The organism is Staphylococcus sp. mip270_02 (assembly GCF_054031535.1).
The window spans coordinates 1,740,775-1,760,713 of the sequence record NZ_CM132934.1; the positions used below are offsets into that span (position 1 = coordinate 1,740,775).

Sequence of the window (19,939 nt, forward strand, 5' to 3'; positions counted from 1 at the left end):
GAGGCAAATATGATCACTGAGAAACATTATTGGAAGTGCATATATACTTGGATTAAATATCTGAACTATCATGTTGTTCACACAAATAAAGATAATGATGAAATTTGGTTAGCGAATAAGAAATCGGAAAGTATCGTGATATTTAAATATGGCGCTAATTCAACTCAAGATGTTAGGTTTGATAAAACTCGAATACAAGAAAACCAAGATAATATCATTGCATTTCTAGGGTTTAAACCCAAGAATTATGAATTATATATTTTTACAGATAAAATATTTACAGATGAGAACTTAAATGAAACTAAACCGGTTAAATTTAAGGTTAAAATCATTAGAGAAGCAGAGCATATAGAAAGAATAATGCCAAACTTCTTTGTGAAAAAAATGTATAATCGTACAACTAAGCATACAAAATCATACTATAAACAACGCACTCTCAATAACAATCCTATTGAAAAACATATGCTTAAGTTTGCCCCTGTAACATATACGTTAATAGCAATTAATATTATTATTTGGTTAGCTATGACATTGTTTTTAAATCGTTTTTCAGATTTAAAATTATTAGATGTAGGTGGGCTTGTTCATTTTAATGTTGTACATGGTGAATGGTATAGATTGATCACCTCTATGTTTTTACATTATAATTTTGAACATATTTTAATGAATATGTTGAGTCTATTTATATTTGGGAAAATTGTAGAAGCTATCGTGGGTCATTGGAGAATGTTTGTAATATATATTGTCGCTGGTTTATTTGGTAACTTTGCATCCCTTTCATTTAATACAGATACCGTTTCCGTAGGTGCAAGTGGTGCCATATTCGGGTTAATTGGAGCAATTTTTATATTTATGTATGTAGGTAAACAGTTCAACCGCAAATTAATTGGTCAATTATTAATTGTACTTTTAATTATGATTGGACTATCTTTATTTATGCAAAATGTAAATATTGTTGCACATATAGGCGGTTTCATTGGTGGGTTATTAATAACATTAATAGGATTCTATTTTAGAACAAATAAAAATCGTTTCTGGTTTCTAATAATATTAATACTAGTCTTATTTATTGCCGCTCAAATCAGAATTTTTACAATTAAAGAAGATAATATATACAATACGATTATTACAAACGAAATGAAACAAGGAAATTATGATGATGCAAAAGATATGGTAAAGCATACTATCAATAAGAATTATGCTGATGACGAAACTTATTATTTAAATGGACTTATTAAAGCAACGTTAGACTCGAAAGCAGAAGGCATTGCAGTATGGGAAAGAGGATTAAGGGAACACCCTAACTCAGGACTCTTAAACTATCAATTAGCCATTGCAAATAGGTCTCTTGATAACAAAGATAAAGCCAAGAAATACATAAAAGCTGCGTTAAAGTCTGACCCTAGTAATAATGATTATATTAATTTAAATAAAGAATTGAGCGATGATAGTGATTCAGAAAATTAATACATTTTATGACGTGCAGCAACTCCTTAAAAAATTTGGGTTTATCGTTTACTTTAAAGATAAAGAAGACATGTATGAAATGATGGAACAAGAAATAAAATCGCTATTCAACATAGGGCTTATTTCAAAGGACGACTTTTTAAAATGTCGATTAATTATTAATCAAAGAAAAAATGAATAAACGAAGTTGTAGAAGAGGTCGAGGCAGTGTTTTGCCTCGACCTAAAATATTATATTATGACTATTTATCATAAGTTATTATAAACGCTATATTGACAATTTAAATTCAATGCTTTTTAATTTTCAAATGCTATAAATTACAAGTATCTTTCACTGTCAGATAAGTTGTTTCATAATTATTGCAATTGAGAATTGATTAAGATTAAAATGTAATTAAGGAAATATAAATCTATATTAAATGGTTTATAAAGGCTAGATTCAAAAAGTCTTATTATCTGGTATACTTATTGGTGTAAAATCTCCAATTCCCTTGATATATAAGTTTTTTTGAACTACAGTTAGAGGATGTGCACCCTTTTAATAAATCAGAGAAGGATGAAAATTAAATGAACAAAATTATATTAGCCGCAGATATTGGTGGAACTACATGTAAACTAGGAATTTTTGATGAAAATCTTAACCGTTTATCAAAATGGTCAATCGATACAGATACTTCAGATACTACTGGATATTTACTATTAAAAAATATATATGATTCTTTCATACAGCATATAGATAAATCAGACAACACTTTTTCAGATGTTTTAGGTATTGGAATTGGTGTGCCTGGACCTGTGAATTTTGAAACGGGAGAAGTAAACGGAGCAGTTAACTTATACTGGAAAGACACAGTAAATGTAAGAAATATTTTCAAACAATTTGTAGATTGTCCAGTTTATGTTGATAATGACGCAAATGTTGCTGCTTTAGGTGAAAAGCACAAAGGTGCGGGTAATGGTGCAGAAGATGTAGTTGCTATTACACTCGGTACTGGATTAGGTGGTGGCATTATTTCAAATGGTGAAATCGTGCATGGCCATAACGGTTCTGGTGCTGAGATAGGACATTTTAGAGTAGACCATGACCAACGCTTCAAATGTAATTGTGGGAAATCAGGTTGTATAGAAACAGTGGCGTCTGCTACGGGTGTCGTAAACCTGGTTAATTTCTATTATCCTAAATTAACATTTAAATCTTCAATTTTACAATTAATTAAAGATAATAAAGTAAGCGCAAAAGCAGTTTTTGATGCTGCAAAAGCTGGGGATCAATTCTGTATCTTTATAACAGAACGTGTAGCTAATTATATCGCTTATTTATGTAGTATAGTCAGCGTTACGAGTAATCCGAAATATATCGTTTTAGGTGGAGGTATGTCCACTGCAGGATTGATACTAATTGAGAATATTAAAACAGAATATCATAATTTAACATTTACGCCTGCTCAACAAAACACTGAAATTGTACAAGCTCAGCTTGGAAATGATGCAGGTATTACAGGCGCTGCAGGATTAATTTACACTTATATTATCGAAAAGGATGGTGTTAAATAATGGCTATCGTAGACGTAGTTGTTATACCGGTCGGCACAGAAGGACCGAGCGTGAGTAAGTATATTGCCGAAATTCAAACTAAATTAAAAGAATATAAAGCACAGGGTAAAATTGATTATCAATTAACGCCAATGAACACATTAATTGAAGGAGATTTAAAAGATTTATTCGAAGTTGTACAAGCAATTCATGAATTACCATTTGATAAAGGGCTAAGCCGTGTATGTACAAATATTAGAATTGATGATCGACGAGATAAATCACGCAATATGAATGAGAAAGTAAAGGCAGTAGAAAAATATTTGAACGACGGAGGTAACTAGAATGAAAATTTCGAGTCTATCTTTAGGTCTAGTCGAAACAAATGTTTATTTTATAGAGAATGATACAAGTGTCATTTTAGTTGATCCAGCTAATGATAGTGATTTAATTATTAAAAAGTTAAATCAAATTAATAAAAAATTAGTCGCTGTATTACTTACTCATGGTCATTTTGATCACATTGGTGCTTTAGATGACATTATTGAAAAATATGATGTACCAGTATTTATGCATAAATCGGAATTTGATTTCTTAACAAATACAACTAAAAATGGTTCAGAAAAATTCAAACAATATGGATTACCTAATGTTATTAGCCACGCAGCACCACAACCGCTAGAAGAAGGCGATGCAAGTATAGAAGGGTTTAATTTCAAGGTATTACATACTCCTGGTCATTCTCCAGGAAGTTTGACGTTTGTTTTTAATGAATTTGCTGTTGTGGGTGATACATTATTTAAACAGGGTATAGGTCGAACTGATTTATATAAAGGTGATTACGAAACATTAGTTAATTCAATATTAGACAAATTATTTGAATTAGATGATGATCTACCTTTATTCCCAGGACATGGACCATATACCACAGTGGAAGATGAACAAATGAATCCTTATTTACATGGGTAAATTTAGTAGAGTTGAATTTCTATAGTAATATCACTGATACAAAACAAAAGTAATTTTCACACCTCTTACGTGTATATATGTAGGAGGTGTTTTTTTATTGAAGTTATTGTTTAATAGTATGATTGAAAAGGCAATTAATAAAGATGCATCAGATATACATTTTATTCCTGTAGATAAAGAAGTTTTGATTAAATTTAGAATCCGTGATGATTTGAAATCAATAGAAACATTACAATTAAATACGTATTTTAAATTACTAACTTATATGAAATACCAAGCTGGATTAGATGTCTCTAAACACAACGCTGCTCAGAGTGGTAGGTATATTTATAAATTAAAACAAATTTATTTCCTTAGAATATCAACGCTTCCTTTATCTCTAGGAAATGAAAGCTGCGTTATTAGGATTATCCCGCAACATTTTCAAAAGCAAAAACATAACCAAAACATAACGCATTTATATAATCTAATGAACAAAAAGCAAGGATTAATTTTATTGAGTGGACCCACTGGTTCTGGAAAAAGTACGTTAATGTATCACATGTTGTCTTATGCTAAAGAGCACTTAAATTTAAATATAATTACAATTGAAGATCCCGTTGAACAATTGATAAATGGTATAACTCAAATATCATTGAATGAAAAGGCAGGGATAAATTATGAAACTTCTTTTAAAGCAATATTGCGATGCGATCCAGATATTATTTTAATTGGTGAAATAAGAGATGCAAATGTAGCTAAACATGTTATACAAGCCAGTTTAAGTGGCCATTTAGTACTTTCTACAATTCATGCTAGTAATTGTAAAGGTGTGATATTAAGACTGTTAGAAATGGGGATAACAGTACAACAGCTTATACAATCAATCATTAGTATATTAAATCAAAGGCTTATTACTACTAAAGAAGGTGTTAGGGAACTTGTATATGAACAGGTAACAAAAGAAGATATTTATCATTTCTTTAAAAATAGTTATACATTACCCAAAGATTTCCATAACTTATCTTATAAGTTAAACAAAATGTCAAAAGAGGGGATGATATGTGAAACATCGATGGAACGTTATCTATAAATTTTATCCTTTTACAATATTAAGTGAAAAGGACAAAATTGATTTGCTATCAAAGTTAAAAGACTTACTGGAACATGGCTTTACTTTAAGTGATTCATTTGATTTTTTACTACAGCATACCAAGATTAGGTCGCTAGAAATTAAATCATTAATTAAAGCGGAATTAAGACATGGTGCTGATTGCTCTGAAATTCTTAAAATACTAAAGTATCCTAAATCAATTATTATGCTAATTTATTTTGCAGAGATGTTTGGTAATTTAACAGAGACATTACCACATGCTCAAGAATATTTAATACGTAATTATAAGATTAAGAAACGTTTACTTAAAACAATACAATATCCTTTACTTTTACTTTCCATATTCATCATTATGCTCATGGTTCTTAATCATACTATTATTCCAGAGTTTCAAAATTTATATCATAATATGGGAGTAGAAATTACTTCAGTACAGCGAAAACTAACTTTTATAATAGTAAATTTGCCTTCTTTCATATGGTATTTGGTTATTGTTGTTCTGATAACTCTGGCACTATTTTGGTTGTTATATATAAAGCTCTCTGTACATTATAAATTAAAGTTAATGTTGTCAATGCCCATTGTTTCAAAATTCTTTAAGCTTTATAAAACTTTTCGCTTAGCTTCAGAGTTTTCGCTATTTTATAAAAATGGAATTAGTCTACATAAAATTGTGGACATTTATTCCGAGCAAAAAGATGACAGTTATTTAAATTATTTAGCTTACGCGCTCTCGACTGGTACACAGAGAGGTTTGAAATTGAGTGAAATTCTAACAAAATTATCATGCTTTGAGGAAGAGCTAGTTATTTTTATAGAAGAAGGTGAGAAAAAAGGGCGTCTTGAAGTGGAATTAAAATTATATAGTGAAATCATTATTGATAAAATTCAACAATCAATGCAATTTATAATCAAATTTATACAACCATGTATATTTTTAATAATAGCTATTATGATTGTGTCATTATATTTAGTCATCATGTTACCAATGTTTGATTTAATGCAAACAATAAAATGAAATGAGGGTTTAATAATATATGAAAAATTTTAAATATAAGTTTAACAAAAAAGCATTCACACTCATTGAAATGCTATTGGTTTTACTAATAATAAGTTTGTTATTAATATTAATTATACCTAATATAGCTAAACAATCCTCACACATACAAACTACTAGTTGTGAAGCACAGCTTAAAATGGTAGATAGTCAAATTGAAGCTTATAGCTTGAAGTTCAATAAGAAGCCAAATACTATGGAAGAACTCGTTAACGAAGGTTATATAAAAGAGAATCAAAAACGATGTAAATCAGGCGCATTAATATCTATTCATGATGGTGAAGCAGTTGCAAGCTAGTAGATCATTTACTTATGTTGAAATGTTATTTGTATTGAGCATTGTCAGTTTGCTTGTTTTTATACAAATGCAACGACTATCTTTTAACAAAGATAACTTAACTTCACCACATTCAAAGATTAGTAACTTAATAATGCAATTTAATTACTTAAAGTCAAAAGCAATTAAAGACCAACAATCTATCACATTAATATTCAATGATTTTTCAACTCAAATCCGTGTAAAAGAACAATATATGCAGAATTCTACTATCGATTTACCTCAAAATACCTATATACATCCTCGTACAAATTTATCTTATATAAACTTCGACAAAAATGGTGATGTAAACAAATTTGGTTCTTTATATCTAAGTATCGATAAATCTTTATATAAAATAATATTTCATATAGAAAAAGGCCGCTTAAGATATGAGAAAGTATAATTTAAATGGTTCATTATTTATAGATGCACTTTTATCTTTTTCAACAATAACCTTGATATGTATTTTATTTATCCCTTTAATGTTGCAACTTTCCAAAGAAGTTCAAAATAAAATAATCGATATGGAGCTGAAAAGGGTTATAATTAGCTCTTTACACCAATATGACAAATCAGTTCTGAAAAAGGGAGTGAATTTAAATATTTATCATCTAAAACTAAGTAATCAAAAACTTTGTATAACAAGAAAAGGAACTAAATATGAAAAATGCTATGGCAAAAAAACTTAAATCATTTACGTATGTCGAAGTATTGTTTGCATTATTCATTACTATATTGATATTTACAATATTACCTTCGTTATTTAAAACAACGCACTTTATCGAAGCGCGCTTAACAAATCAAACCAATTTAGATTTAGAATTTTTTGCCGCTGATTTAACCCGTGACTTGTTAGGAAAAAATTCTCAAATTAAAGTAAATGATATACGTAAAAACAAAGTAGTCATAAAAAATAAAGATAAAAATATTATTTATGAATTTAAAAATAGCAAAATAATCAAAAGTATTAACGGTAAAGGGAATATAACGTTATTGAATAATGTGAAATCTGTAGAGTTTAGTGTTGTAAATTATAAGACGTTGAAAGTTAATTTAAACATAATTGAAAAAGGAAATTCTTATGAAAAACAACTATATATTTAATAGTAATGCATACATCTATCCTTTTGTGTTGGTGGTATTTATGCTATATTTATCTATAATTACAATTTATGTATTTCAAATTGGTATACAATTAAAAACTTTAGATAACATAGAGAAATATTATGAAAATCAAATTAATTTATTTTTGAAGAAGGAAGATATTTTTGAATAACATTAAAATAGAACCATTGATATTAATTGGATTTATGGGAACTGGTAAGACAACATTAGGTAAATATCTTTCAAAGCATAATCAACTATCCTACGTTGACTTAGATGCGTACATAGTAGAACAAGAAAATCAATCTATTCCAGATATATTTAAACAAATAGGTGAAACGGGCTTTAGAGAATTAGAATATAAGTATCTAAAAGAATGCATAAACCATTACAATATTATTTCGACCGGCGGAGGTATTATTGAAAGTGATCAAACATTCGAATTTTTAAAATTACAAAAACGAGTAATATGGTTAGATTGTGACTTGAATATTGTTTACAATAGAATCAAAAATGATAGCAATAGACCTAATGCAAACAATAAATCTCTTTTTGAATTAAAAAGCTTGTATTCCTCAAGGGTTTCAAGATATAATGAAATCGCATTCATAAAATTAAATAGCAGTAAATCTCTACACTCATTACAAAGTGAGATTATGGAAGAGATTGTTTGCGAATGATCAGTATTGGAGAGAATGGTTAGTTATATTATTTATAACTTTAGTCCATCGCCGAAGGTGCAAGTTTAACGAAACTCTCAGGCAAAAGGATAATACTGTGACGCATTCCTGGAGAATTTAAACAGGGTAGCTTAGTCTACTCTGTTTTTTTTAATATATTTTACTTAAACAATAGGAGGTTTCTTCATGTCCAATGAACTAAAAAAAACACCACTTTATCAAACTTTTGTAGATAGTGGTGCTAAAATCGTAGAATTTGGTGGATGGGCTATGCCAGTCCAATTTTCAAGTATTAAAGAAGAACATAATGCTGTTAGAACAGAAATCGGTTTGTTTGATGTAAGCCATATGGGTGAAATTCTGATAAAAGGTAGTGAAGCTGCACAGCTAGTACAATATCTACTTTCTAACGATACTGAAAATTTGACTACAAATAAAGCTCAATATACTGCACTATGTAATGAAAATGGTGGTATTATTGATGATTTAATCACATATAAATTAGACGAAAATCAATATTTATTAGTAGTAAATGCTGGTAATACAGATAAAGACTTTGTTTGGATGAAAGAGAAAGCCGAAAAATTCGATGCAGAAGTAATTAATGTTTCGAATGACTATGGTCAATTAGCAATTCAAGGACCAAATGCGCGTAACTTAGTTCAACAACATGTTGATGTAGATGTATCTTCAATGAAACCTTTCGAATTTAAACAAAATGTAGCGTTTTTTGGGAAAAACGTAATTTTATCACAATCAGGATATACTGGTGAAGATGGTTTTGAAATATACTGCGACGCGGATGATGCTCCTTATTTATGGAAAAAAATACTAGAGCATAACGTTGTTCCATGTGGCTTAGGAGCAAGAGATACATTAAGATTGGAAGCTGGTTTACCTCTACATGGTCAAGATTTAAGTGAAGAAATCACACCGTATGAAGCGGGCATCGCATTTGCAGTCAAGCCATTAATTGAAGCCGATTTCATTGGCAAAAGTGTCCTTAAAGAACAAAAGGAACATGGTTCAAAACGTAGAACAGTTGGTTTAGAAATGATTGATAAAGGCATTCCTAGAACTGGTTACGAAGTATTGGATTTAGATGGTAATCAAATAGGAGAGATTACTTCGGGTACCCAATCACCATTAACTGGTAAATCGATTGGTTTAGCTCTAATAAATCGTGAAGCTTTTGAAATGGGCAAAGAAGTGTTAGTTCAAGTAAGGAAGAGACAAGTTAAAGCAAAAATTGTTAAGAAAAATCAAATAAGCAAATAATACAAAGGGGTGTTACTGTGAGTCATCGTTATATTCCATTAACAGAGCAAGATAAGAAAGAAATGTTAGATGTTATTGGTGCAGAATCAATTGCAGAATTATTTGGAGATGTACCAAATGACATATTATTAAATAGAGAGCTAGCTATTCCAGATGCAGAAGCTGAAACTACATTAACAAAACGCTTAAGTAGAGTTGCAAGTAAAAATATCACTAAAGAAACCCACACTTCATTTTTAGGGGCAGGCGTATACGATCATTACGCACCAGCAGTAGTAGATGCGATGATTTCTCGTTCAGAATTCTATACTGCATACACACCTTATCAGCCAGAAATTTCACAAGGTGAACTACAAGCAATTTTTGAATTCCAAACGTTAATTTGTGAATTAACTGACATGGATATTGCAAATTCATCTATGTATGATGGTATTACAAGTTTTGCTGAAGCATGTATTTTAGCTTTTAATCAAACACGTAAAAATAAAATTGTAGTTTCTAAAGGATTACATTATCAAGCATTACAAGTTCTCAACACATATGTAAAAACACGTGAAGAGTTTGAAGTCGTAGAAGTTGATTTAGATGGTACTATTACAGATTTAGAAAAGTTAGAAGCAGCTATAGACGATGATACAGCTGCAGTGGCTGTTCAGTATCCTAACTTCTATGGTTCAATTGAGGATTTAGAGAAAATCCAATCGTTTATTGAAGGTAAAAAAGCTTTGTTTATTGTTTATACTAACCCACTAGCATTAGGCTTACTTACACCTCCAGGTAGTTTTGGTGCCGATATTGTAGTAGGAGATACACAACCATTTGGTATACCTGCACAATTTGGTGGGCCTCATTGTGGTTTCTTTGCTACAACTAAAAAATTAATGCGCAAAACACCTGGGCGTTTAGTAGGTCAAACCGAAGATGCAGATGGGCATCGTGGTTTTGTTTTAACATTACAAGCTCGCGAACAACATATACGTCGTGATAAAGCTACTTCAAATATTTGTTCAAACCAAGCATTGAATGCATTAGCTTCCTCAATTTGTATGTCAGCATTAGGAAAAGAAGGTATTTATGATATTTCAGTACAAAACTTTGAAAATGCAAACTATGCAAAGGAACAATTTAAACAAGTCGGTTTAGAAGTGTCAACTGGAACTTCATTTAATGAATTTGTAGTGAAATTCGATAAACCTGTTAAAGATATTAATGATGCACTTATACAAGAAGGAATTATAGGTGGTTTCGATTTAAGTGAAGTAACAGAATCATTTGAAAATCATATGTTAGTTGCTGTAACAGAATTGAGAACAAAAGATGAAATTGATACATTTGTTAAGAAAGCAGGTGAATTAAATGGTAGTAAGTAAATCAAGTCCATTAATTTTTGAACGTTCTAAAAAAGGTCGTTATGCGTATTCGTTACCAAAAAAAGAAATAGATAATGGCGCTGTTGAAAAATTACTAGACGAAAAATATATTAGAAAAAATAAAGCAGAACTACCAGAAGTTGCTGAATTAGATTTAGTGAGGCATTACACAGAGCTTTCAAATAAAAACTTTGGTGTAGATTCAGGATTTTATCCATTAGGTTCTTGTACTATGAAATATAATCCAAAAATAAATGAAAAAATTGCTAGAATTCCTGGATTTGCAGAATCACATCCATTACAAGATGAATCGCAAGTTCAAGGATCTTTAGAGATTATTCATAGTTTACAAGAAGAGTTGAAAGAAATCACTGGTATGGATGAAGTAACGTTACAACCTGCTGCCGGCGCGCATGGTGAGTGGACAGCATTAATGATTTTTAAAGCATACCATCAAAAAAACGGAGAAGGTCATCGTGATGAAGTTATCGTTCCTGACTCTGCACACGGCACCAATCCAGCTTCAGCTGCGTTTGCAGGCTTTAAGTCTGTAACAGTTAAATCAAATGAACGCGGAGAAGTAGATATTGATGATCTGAAACGTTTAGTTAATGATAAAACAGCTGCAATCATGTTAACTAATCCTAATACTTTAGGCATTTTTGAAAAAAACATTATGGATATTCGGAATATCGTTCATGAAGCCGGAGGATTATTATATTATGATGGTGCAAATTTAAATGCCATTATGGACAAAGTTAGACCAGGCGACATGGGATTTGATGCAGTTCACTTAAACTTACACAAAACATTTACGGGGCCACATGGTGGCGGTGGTCCAGGTTCTGGACCAGTAGGTGTAAAAAAAGAACTTGCGAGCTTTTTACCTAAACCAATGGTTGTCAAAGAAAATGATATTTATAAATATGATAATGATATAGCAAATTCTATAGGACGCGTTAAACCATTCTATGGTAATTTTGGCATCTATTTAAGAGCTTATACTTATATTCGTAGTATGGGAAACAAAGGACTTGAAGAAGTATCTGAAGCTGCTGTATTAAATGCCAATTATATTAAAGCAAGACTGAAAGAACATTTTGAGATTCCTTATAGTCAATATTGTAAACACGAGTTTGTCTTGAGTGGGTCTAAACAAAAAGAACAGGGCGTTCGTACACTAGATATGGCTAAACGACTATTAGATTTCGGAGTACATCCACCGACAATTTATTTCCCACTTAATGTCGAAGAAGGCATGATGATTGAGCCGACTGAAACTGAGTCAAAAGAAACTCTAGACCACTTCTGTGATACGATGATTCAAATTGCAAATGAAGCTAAAGAGAATCCGGATATTGTATTAGAAGCACCACATACAACTATTATTGATAGATTAGACGAAACCAAAGCAGCAAGAAATCCAGTGTTAAAATTTGAAAACTTACGTTCAGAAAAAGAATAGTTAGTTTACACTTTTACACGGTTATATTGAATTTACCTTTAATATATAAATACTTAAAGATCGGACTGGTATAAAACCAGTTCGATTTTTTGTTCAAAATAAAAAGCGTGGTCAACTTTAAATGTTGATCACGCTTTTATTTTGAACATTCACTTTATGTCATTAATTTTAAGATATAAAGTTATTTTTTAGATTTAATTTTACCAGTCCATTTTTTATATCCACCTTTTAACATGTAGATATCCGTGTAGCCGTTTTTCTTTAAAGTTCTAGCTGCACGATAACTGGCAATGCCATTCGCATCACAAAGATAGATTGGTTGATCTGTTCGTAAACCTTGATATCTTTGTTTAAACATTGTAATTGGAATATTACGTGCACCATTGATGTGTCCGTATTCATAATCCACTTTTTCTCTTACATCAATAACTTGAGCTTTGCGCAAACCATCATGGAACTCATTTTGGTTTAATTCTGTGACTGCTCTTTTATTAAGAAGATAATTGATTAGCATGTAAGCGATGATAATTATTAAAACTGCTAACGCTATAAACCAAAAGTTACTCATCTTGCATCCTCCCTAATTAACCGATATTATATATTATAAGACTGTTAGCGCAATTTATCAAAATATTTTTCTCACGATAAAAAGTTATTGCTGACAAACTTGAACAATTATTGAAAACGATAACACAAAATTGCTGTTATCACAATTTAATTTAGCGATAGGAGTTTTGAAAGTGACAGAAACATGGAATTTTATAAATACTGGTAGCAAAGACCCATATTATAATATGGCAATGGATGAAGCTTTACTTAATTTTGTATCTAGAGGAGAGATAGATCCAGTAATTAGGTTTTATACATGGGACCCTGCGACTTTATCAGTTGGTTATTTTCAAAGGCTAACTAAAGAAATAGATATTGAAAAGGTGAATGCTAAAGGTTATGGCCTTGTACGTCGTCAAACTGGTGGCAGAGGTGTGTTACATGATAAAGAATTGACGTACAGCGTCATTGTTCCAGAATCACACCCTGACATGCCTTCAACAGTTACTGAAGCCTATAGAGTTATTTCAGAAGGATTACTAGAAGGTTTTAAATATTTAGGTTTTGATGCTTCATTTGCTATTCCAAAATCAAAAGAGGAAAGAGCAAATTTAAAGCAACCAAGAAGTGCAGTTTGTTTTGATGCACCTAGCTGGTATGAATTAGTTGTAGAAGGACGTAAAATTGCTGGAAGTGCTCAAGTTCGTCAGAAAGGGGTTATCTTACAGCATGGCTCTTTGCTACAAGATGTAGACATAGATGATTTGTTTGACATGTTTGTTTTTAAAAATGATCGTCTTAAAGATAAAATGAAGCAAGCATTTGTAGAAAAAGCTGTGGCAATTAATGATATTTCAGATCGCCATATTAGTTTAGAAGAGATGGAAAAAGCATTTGAAATAGGCTTTAAAAAAGGATTGAATATTGACTTTAAGCCACTAGAACTCAATGAAAAACAGCAAAATGAAATCAATGAGTTAATCGATAAATACAAATCTGACGAGTGGAACTATCGTAAATAGTTTAGTTTTAAATTGCTGACTCGACATTTAAAACAGCAACACATATTAAGGAATTTTAATAAGTATAAATTATAAAATAAACCCCTGAAAAGATATCTATTTTAAGATAATCTTTTCAGGGGTTTATAAATCTTAGTATACGTTACTTTTTCTTTCTGTTTTGTCTTTTATACTTACGTTGCGCACGTTTGTATTTACGCTGATCTTCAGTTAAGAAGAAGAAATAGTAAATTGCATATATAATACCTCCAAAAATGGCTAAGCTAATGACCATTCTTACAAAACTGAAGATAAAGGCATCAAGATTGAGTACTAATCCTACAATTGCAATTGCGATAATGATATAAAATATTGCTTGTTTCACCTAAAACACTCCTATGTGGTTGTTAACTTTGACTATCTTTAATACTGATGATTGATAAAGCTTTTTGACCTTTTTGAATCTTCTTCTTATCTTTAGCATCGTAACCATCTTTAATATCACTAAATGCTGAATTTAAGTCTTTGTCCAATTTAGTTATATTTTTATTTTTGGTTTTATCTTCGCTATCCATTTTTTCTTTATTGACATCATTTTTATATGTCGTAAATGCGGTATCTATTTTATTTTTAAGTTCTGCAAGTTTATCTTGTACTTTCTTATCGCCTTTGTTTTTAGATACATCACTTTCGATTTCGTTATATTGATCAATTAATTTAGCGATATCTTGATAATATGTAGATGATGCTTTTAAATTAGCTGCTTTCTTTTTATTACTTTTCGCTTTGCCAATGTCTTTCTTATCTTTCTCTAGAGCCGCAACTTTATTTTGCTCTTTGCTAATTTCTTGTTTTAATTCTTGAATGTTCCCCTTTAACTTATGGTTTTCATCGCGAAGTTTAGTCGTCTTTTCTTCTAAAGGACCTAGGTTTTGACTTCCGCAACCAGCAAGTACACATGAAGCACATAAAATAGCCACTATTTTTTTCTTCATAACTCTCTCCTAATTCAAAAACTATAAATTTATACAATAATTATGCTATCATTTTAATGTATAAAAAGAAAATGTACAAACTTATTGTATAGGAGGATAACAAATGACAAGAATTGATAAATTAAATACCGCTATAGAAGCCAAACATTTAGAAGCAGTGGTAGTATTATCTGACTTTAATAGACGTTATTTATCTGGTTTTACTGGTACAAGTGGGGCGTTAATTATTACGAAAGATCACAACTTATTGCTAACTGATTTTAGGTACATTGAACAAGCGTCTGCACAAGCCCCAGAATTTGAAATCATCAAACAAGAAGGTAGCTTAATTGATGAAGTCAAAAATCAACTTGAAAAATTAAACGTACAAAATGTTGGATTTGAAGGAAACTTAGTCAGCTATGATACATATCTTCAGTTGAGTAAATCGTATATTAGTTTAATTAGCATTTCAGGTATGATAGAAAAGATACGTGAAGTTAAAGATGAATCAGAGATTGAGTTGATTCAAAAAGCAGCAGATATCGTTGATGAGGCATACGAATACATTTTAACTGTCGCAAAAGCTGGTATGACTGAACAGCAACTAAAAGCAAAGTTAGAAAGTAAAATGTTAGAACTTGGCGCTGAAGGAACTTCATTCGAAACAATTGTAGCTTCTGGTGAACGTGGTGCGTTACCTCATGGAGTTGCTAGTGATAAAGTTATAAATTCAGGAGAATTAATTACATTAGATTTTGGTGCATATTACAAAGGATATTCATCAGATATTACTCGTACATTTGCAATAGGTGAACCTGATCCAAAACTTAAAGAAATATATAATATTGTGTTAGAGGCGAATCAAAAGGGAATTGACGCCGCTAAAAAAGGTATTACTGGTAAAGCATTAGATGCTATTGCTAGAGATTATATCACTGAAAAAGGTTATGGTGAGGCATTTGGACATTCACTTGGTCATGGTATTGGATTAGACGTTCATGAAGGCCCTAATCTTTCTAAAAAATCGGAGACGCCATTAGATATTAATAATTGTGTTACAATTGAACCTGGTATATATTTAGACGGGTTAGGTGGCGTTCGTATTGAAGATGACATTTTAATTAAAGAAAATGGCTGTGAACGCTTTACTAAATCTTCCAAAAACCTTATTATTTTATAGAAGACCTTATAATTGAGGAGGAAACTGAATGATTTCGGTTAATGATTTTAAAACAGGCTTAACAATATCAGTAGATAATGGCATTTGGAAAGTTTTAGATTTCCAACATGTTAAACCAGGAAAAGGCTCTGCATTTGTACGTTCTAAGCTACGTAATTTAAGAACTGGTTCGATTCAAGAGAAAACATTCAGAGGTGGCGAAAAAGTAGAAACTGCTATGATTGAGAATCGTCGTATGCAATATCTATATGCCGATGGAGATACACATGTTTTCATGGATAATCAAACATTTGATCAAACAGAGCTACAAGGAGATTATTTACAACACGAATTAAATTTCTTAAAAGCAAATATGGAAGTCCAAATTCAAACATATGGTAATGAAACACTTGGTGTTGAATTACCAAAAACAGTTGAACTTGTAGTAACAGAAACTGAACCAGGTATTAAAGGGGACACAGCAAATGGTGCTACTAAATCTGCTACAGTTGAAACAGGATATACATTGAATGTACCTTTATTTGTTAATGAAGGAGACACACTTGTAATTAATACAGGTGACGGTAGCTATATTTCTAGAGCCTAACATTTTATTGTTTAAAAAATGATATGTAATTAAAGTGATGAGCAAAAACCTTTCCAATTTATATATTGGAAAGGTTTTTATGGTTATTATGAATATAAAAGGTTATATTAGATAATATTATGTTTATGAATACTATAAATTCTATAATTAAAATGTTAAATTATAAATGTTTAACTTTATATTTAATCTTTAACCTAAGAATTATTAAGTGTATTACGCTATGATACATAGCGATTTATAGCTGAACATAAAGAAGTGGATTGAACTATCATCAAATTAGAAAACTTGATGATATCTAAATTATAGTGATGTAATTTACTTATAAATACGAGAAGTTAAATTATGCGATTTATTGTATAATATATTTCGCTTTCTTTTTGTTAAATCAAATATCACATCATCTTACTCAAAAAAGTTAGATTTCAGCACGCTTATAGGTATATAGAACACGATAAAAGTTAATCAGTTTATTATAGAAAGTATGTATATGCTTGAATTGAACATATCACTAAAGTAAAATAAACAAGGTAAATGAAAACAATCTGAAGGAGTCAGTATTTATGAATTTTAAAGAAATTAAAGAATTGATAGAAATTCTTGACCAATCTAGTTTGACTGAAATTAATATTGAGGATAAGGGCAATATTGTAAATTTAAAAAAAGAAAAAGAAACTGAAATTATAACACCTCAAATCTCACAACAACCGATGCAACAAATAGCACCACAACAAGGCGTGGCATCAACTCCTGCAGGAACACAAGGTGCTGATGAAATTAGCATGAATAGTAATACAAATACTAATACTGCAGAAGATAACTTGCAAACAATTAATGCGCCAATGGTTGGGACGTTTTACAAATCACCGTCTCCAGAAGAAAGTGCCTATGTGCAAGTTGGAGATTCTGTAACAAACGATTCAACAGTATGTATATTAGAAGCTATGAAATTATTCAATGAAATACAAGCCGAAGTCAGTGGTGAAATTGCTGAAATCTTAGTAGAAGACGGGCAAATGGTAGAGTATGGCCAACCGTTATTTAAGGTAAAATAATGAATAAAATTTTAATAGCAAATAGAGGGGAAATCGCAGTAAGAATTATTCGTGCATGTCATGATTTAGGTTTACAAACGGTGGCAATATACTCAGAAGGAGATAAAGACGCTTTACATACTCAAATTGCTGATGAAGCATATTGCGTCGGGCCAACACAATCTAAAGATTCTTATTTGAATATCCCAAACATATTATCTATTGCAACATCTACAGGGTGTGACGGCATTCACCCTGGGTATGGTTTCTTAGCAGAAAATGGTGATTTTGCTGAATTATGCGATGCGTGCCAACTTAAATTCATTGGACCAAGTTTTGAATCTATTCAAAAAATGGGTATTAAAGACGTTGCTAAAGAAGAGATGAAACGCGCTGAAGTACCAGTTGTCCCTGGTAGCGAAGGACTTGTTTTAAATATCGAAGACGCGAAAAAGATTGCAAATCAAATAGGCTATCCAGTTATCATCAAAGCTACTGCTGGTGGTGGTGGTAAAGGTATCAGAGTTGCTCGTGATGAAAAAGAATTAGAAACTGGTTTCAAAATGACGCAACAAGAAGCGGAAACCGCTTTTGGTAACAGTGGTCTATATTTGGAAAAATTCATCGAGAATTTCAGACATATTGAAATACAAATTATGGGAGATAGTTACGGCAACGTGGTTCATTTAGGCGAACGTGATTGTACCATTCAACGTAGAATGCAAAAACTTGTAGAAGAAGCCCCTTCTCCAATATTAACTGAAGAAAAGAGACAAGAAATGGGTAACGCTGCAGTAAGAGCTGCAAAAGCAGTTAATTACGAAAATGCAGGTACTATTGAATTTATATATGACTTAGACTCTAATGAATTTTACTTCATGGAAATGAATACACGGATACAAGTTGAACATCCTGTTACTGAAATGGTTACAGGCGTAGACTTAGTTAAACTACAATTAAAAGTTGCGATGGGAGAAAAATTACCATTCAAACAGAAAGATATTAAAATTGAAGGGCATGCAATGGAATTTAGAATTAATGCTGAAAATCCATATAAAAACTTTATGCCTTCGCCAGGGCAAATCACCCAATATTTGGCTCCAGGTGGATTTGGCGTAAGAATTGAATCTGCATGTTATACTAATTATACAATTCCTCCATATTATGACTCTATGGTTGCAAAACTTATTGTTCATGAACCAACTAGAGACGAAGCAATCATGACAGGTCTACGTGCGTTAGGTGAATACCTTGTATTAGGTATAGACACAACGATACCATTCCATGTCCGTCTATTGAACAATGACATTTTCAGAAGTGGGGAATTTAACACTAATTTCTTAGAAACATATAATATTATGGATGATGAATCTAATTAGGGGGTAAGTGAAATGGTCAAAGTATCAGAGTCCACACATTCCAATTTAGGGAAAATTGAGATTGCGCCCGAAGTTTTAACAGTTATAGCAAGTATAGCAACATCTGAAATCAAAGGCATTCAAGGTCATTTTAAAGAGTTAAAACATACAAGTATTGAAAATATTAGCAAGAAACAATTAAGTAGAGGTATAAAAGTAGATACAAGAGAAGATGGCATTTATATAGATGTATATTGCACTTTGTCCTATGGTATTAATATCTCAGAAACAGCTAAAAAAATACAACAGGCTATATATAATTCGTTAACTACAATGACTACGATTGAACCAAGTCAAATTAATGTCCATATCACGCATATTGAACCAATAAATTAAAATTAAATAAAGCAAATTTACTTTATAAATACATTTTGTGTACAACTGAAATAATTGTTTGTTTTTTAAACGTATCATATTTCTATGCACAAATGATTTATAAATAATACTATGCTTAAGGGAGTTTATAATGAGTCGTAAAGAATCGAGAACACAAGCTTTTCAAACTCTATTTCAGCTTGAAATGAAAAATAATGAATTAACTATTGATGAAGCGATAAGTTTTATTAAAGATGATAATCCTGATTTAGAATTTGATTTTATCAACTGGCTAGTAACTGGTGTAAAAGATCATGAATCAGTCTTAGATGAGAAAATTCAACCACACTTAAAAGATTGGACTTTAGATAGATTACTAAAATCTGATCGTATTATTTTAAGAATGTCTACTTATGAATTGTTAAATAGTTCAACACCACAAAAAGTAATCATCAATGAAGCTGTGGAATTAGCAAAACAATTCAGTGATGATGATCATTATAAATTTATAAATGGTGTATTGAGCAATATTGAATAAAAGAGTGATA

25 protein-coding genes and 1 riboswitch are annotated in these 19,939 nt (G+C 30.9%); of the genes, 22 read left to right on the forward strand and 3 right to left on the reverse strand.

Going from position 1 to position 19,939, the window contains the following annotated elements:
- Window positions 1-9 precede the first annotated feature (9 nt).
- The 15 genes from ACW5YJ_RS08190 (at window position 10) to gcvPB (ending at window position 12,334) form a co-directional block, all read left to right on the forward strand.
- Window positions 10-1,467 (forward strand): rhomboid family intramembrane serine protease, encoded by a 1,458-nt coding sequence (locus ACW5YJ_RS08190; protein ID WP_017724585.1) that lies wholly within the window; start codon window positions 10-12, stop codon window positions 1,465-1,467.
- A complete protein-coding gene (locus ACW5YJ_RS08195; protein WP_026113590.1) occupies window positions 1,451-1,648 on the forward strand; it encodes a YqgQ family protein in 198 nt (65 codons plus the stop codon). Before ACW5YJ_RS08190 ends, ACW5YJ_RS08195 begins: the two co-directional genes overlap by 17 nt.
- Window positions 1,649-2,033: 385 nt before the next feature.
- Window positions 2,034-3,020, forward strand: coding sequence for a glucokinase (locus tag ACW5YJ_RS08200; RefSeq protein ID WP_017724583.1), 987 nt, complete (start codon window positions 2,034-2,036; stop codon window positions 3,018-3,020).
- On the forward strand, window positions 3,020-3,343 hold the full coding sequence (locus ACW5YJ_RS08205) for an MTH1187 family thiamine-binding protein (protein WP_029377188.1): 324 nt from the start codon (window positions 3,020-3,022) through the stop codon (window positions 3,341-3,343). Before ACW5YJ_RS08200 ends, ACW5YJ_RS08205 begins: the two co-directional genes overlap by 1 nt.
- Window position 3,344: 1 nt before the next feature.
- The gene (locus tag ACW5YJ_RS08210) at window positions 3,345-3,968 is read left to right on the forward strand and encodes an MBL fold metallo-hydrolase (RefSeq protein ID WP_457338079.1); all 624 of its coding nucleotides are present in this window, start codon (window positions 3,345-3,347) and stop codon (window positions 3,966-3,968) included.
- 97 nt (window positions 3,969-4,065) lie between these two features.
- Window positions 4,066-5,040 carry a competence type IV pilus ATPase ComGA gene (comGA, locus tag ACW5YJ_RS08215; protein ID WP_017724580.1) on the forward strand — a complete coding sequence of 325 codons (975 nt, stop codon included), beginning with the start codon at window positions 4,066-4,068 and terminating at the stop codon, window positions 5,038-5,040.
- Window positions 5,012-6,079 carry a competence type IV pilus assembly protein ComGB gene (gene comGB, locus ACW5YJ_RS08220; protein WP_119604186.1) on the forward strand — a complete coding sequence of 356 codons (1,068 nt, stop codon included), beginning with the start codon at window positions 5,012-5,014 and terminating at the stop codon, window positions 6,077-6,079. The genes comGA and comGB overlap by 29 nt, the downstream gene beginning before the upstream one ends.
- A 19-nt stretch (window positions 6,080-6,098) precedes the next feature.
- A complete protein-coding gene (gene comGC / locus ACW5YJ_RS08225; RefSeq protein WP_017724578.1) occupies window positions 6,099-6,416 on the forward strand; it encodes a competence type IV pilus major pilin ComGC in 318 nt (105 codons plus the stop codon).
- The gene (gene comGD, locus ACW5YJ_RS08230; RefSeq protein WP_245168349.1) at window positions 6,391-6,840 is read left to right on the forward strand and encodes a competence type IV pilus minor pilin ComGD; all 450 of its coding nucleotides are present in this window, start codon (window positions 6,391-6,393) and stop codon (window positions 6,838-6,840) included. The genes comGC and comGD overlap by 26 nt, the downstream gene beginning before the upstream one ends.
- A complete protein-coding gene (locus ACW5YJ_RS08235; protein ID WP_119604245.1) occupies window positions 6,827-7,126 on the forward strand; it encodes a hypothetical protein in 300 nt (99 codons plus the stop codon). Before comGD ends, ACW5YJ_RS08235 begins: the two co-directional genes overlap by 14 nt.
- The gene (gene comGF, locus ACW5YJ_RS08240; protein WP_135092634.1) at window positions 7,098-7,541 is read left to right on the forward strand and encodes a competence type IV pilus minor pilin ComGF; all 444 of its coding nucleotides are present in this window, start codon (window positions 7,098-7,100) and stop codon (window positions 7,539-7,541) included. Before ACW5YJ_RS08235 ends, comGF begins: the two co-directional genes overlap by 29 nt.
- Window positions 7,542-7,747: 206 nt before the next feature.
- Window positions 7,748-8,221 (forward strand): shikimate kinase, encoded by a 474-nt coding sequence (locus tag ACW5YJ_RS08245; RefSeq protein ID WP_051035296.1) that lies wholly within the window; start codon window positions 7,748-7,750, stop codon window positions 8,219-8,221.
- A riboswitch (glycine riboswitch) is annotated at window positions 8,218-8,324 on the forward strand. (Overlaps the previous gene by 4 nt.)
- An 83-nt stretch (window positions 8,325-8,407) precedes the next feature.
- Window positions 8,408-9,499, forward strand: coding sequence for a glycine cleavage system aminomethyltransferase GcvT (gene gcvT, locus ACW5YJ_RS08250; RefSeq protein WP_107552363.1), 1,092 nt, complete (start codon window positions 8,408-8,410; stop codon window positions 9,497-9,499).
- 17 nt (window positions 9,500-9,516) lie between these two features.
- Window positions 9,517-10,869 (forward strand): aminomethyl-transferring glycine dehydrogenase subunit GcvPA, encoded by a 1,353-nt coding sequence (gcvPA, locus tag ACW5YJ_RS08255; protein ID WP_135092633.1) that lies wholly within the window; start codon window positions 9,517-9,519, stop codon window positions 10,867-10,869.
- Entirely contained in the window at window positions 10,856-12,334 is a 1,479-nt protein-coding gene (gene gcvPB / locus ACW5YJ_RS08260; protein WP_017724570.1) for an aminomethyl-transferring glycine dehydrogenase subunit GcvPB, read from the forward strand. Before gcvPA ends, gcvPB begins: the two co-directional genes overlap by 14 nt.
- A gap of 181 nt (window positions 12,335-12,515) precedes the next feature.
- Here gcvPB and ACW5YJ_RS08265 read toward each other — a convergent pair whose 3' ends face one another.
- The gene (locus ACW5YJ_RS08265; protein WP_017724569.1) at window positions 12,516-12,902 is read right to left on the reverse strand and encodes a rhodanese-like domain-containing protein; all 387 of its coding nucleotides are present in this window, start codon (window positions 12,900-12,902) and stop codon (window positions 12,516-12,518) included.
- 172 nt (window positions 12,903-13,074) lie between these two features.
- Between ACW5YJ_RS08265 and ACW5YJ_RS08270 the strand changes: the two genes are divergently transcribed.
- Complete coding sequence (locus ACW5YJ_RS08270; protein ID WP_017724568.1) at window positions 13,075-13,905, forward strand: lipoate--protein ligase family protein; 831 nt, start codon at window positions 13,075-13,077, stop codon at window positions 13,903-13,905.
- Between the two features lie 142 nt (window positions 13,906-14,047).
- Here ACW5YJ_RS08270 and ACW5YJ_RS08275 read toward each other — a convergent pair whose 3' ends face one another.
- Window positions 14,048-14,269, reverse strand: a complete 222-nt coding sequence (locus ACW5YJ_RS08275; RefSeq protein WP_017724567.1) for an SA1362 family protein — start codon at window positions 14,267-14,269, stop codon at window positions 14,048-14,050.
- Window positions 14,270-14,291: 22 nt separating this feature from the next.
- Window positions 14,292-14,879, reverse strand: coding sequence for a hypothetical protein (locus ACW5YJ_RS08280; RefSeq protein WP_017724566.1), 588 nt, complete (start codon window positions 14,877-14,879; stop codon window positions 14,292-14,294).
- Between the two features lie 103 nt (window positions 14,880-14,982).
- On the opposite strand from ACW5YJ_RS08280, the gene ACW5YJ_RS08285 reads away from it, so the two are divergent.
- The 6 genes from ACW5YJ_RS08285 to nusB all read left to right on the forward strand — a co-directional run bounded on the left by ACW5YJ_RS08285 (window position 14,983) and on the right by nusB (window position 19,929).
- Window positions 14,983-16,041 (forward strand): M24 family metallopeptidase, encoded by a 1,059-nt coding sequence (locus tag ACW5YJ_RS08285; protein ID WP_107551713.1) that lies wholly within the window; start codon window positions 14,983-14,985, stop codon window positions 16,039-16,041.
- Window positions 16,042-16,069: 28 nt separating this feature from the next.
- On the forward strand, window positions 16,070-16,627 hold the full coding sequence (efp, locus tag ACW5YJ_RS08290; RefSeq protein WP_017724564.1) for an elongation factor P: 558 nt from the start codon (window positions 16,070-16,072) through the stop codon (window positions 16,625-16,627).
- Window positions 16,628-17,187: 560 nt separating this feature from the next.
- Window positions 17,188-17,679: an acetyl-CoA carboxylase biotin carboxyl carrier protein gene (gene accB, locus ACW5YJ_RS08295; protein WP_017724563.1), complete on the forward strand. Its 492-nt coding sequence runs from the start codon at window positions 17,188-17,190 to the stop codon at window positions 17,677-17,679.
- Entirely contained in the window at window positions 17,679-19,037 is a 1,359-nt protein-coding gene (gene accC, locus ACW5YJ_RS08300) for an acetyl-CoA carboxylase biotin carboxylase subunit (protein WP_017724562.1), read from the forward strand. Before accB ends, accC begins: the two co-directional genes overlap by 1 nt.
- Before the next feature lie 12 nt (window positions 19,038-19,049).
- On the forward strand, window positions 19,050-19,412 hold the full coding sequence (locus ACW5YJ_RS08305; protein WP_107551714.1) for an Asp23/Gls24 family envelope stress response protein: 363 nt from the start codon (window positions 19,050-19,052) through the stop codon (window positions 19,410-19,412).
- Between the two features lie 130 nt (window positions 19,413-19,542).
- The gene (nusB, locus tag ACW5YJ_RS08310) at window positions 19,543-19,929 is read left to right on the forward strand and encodes a transcription antitermination factor NusB (protein WP_017724560.1); all 387 of its coding nucleotides are present in this window, start codon (window positions 19,543-19,545) and stop codon (window positions 19,927-19,929) included.
- The last annotated feature ends 10 nt before the right edge of the window (window positions 19,930-19,939 follow it).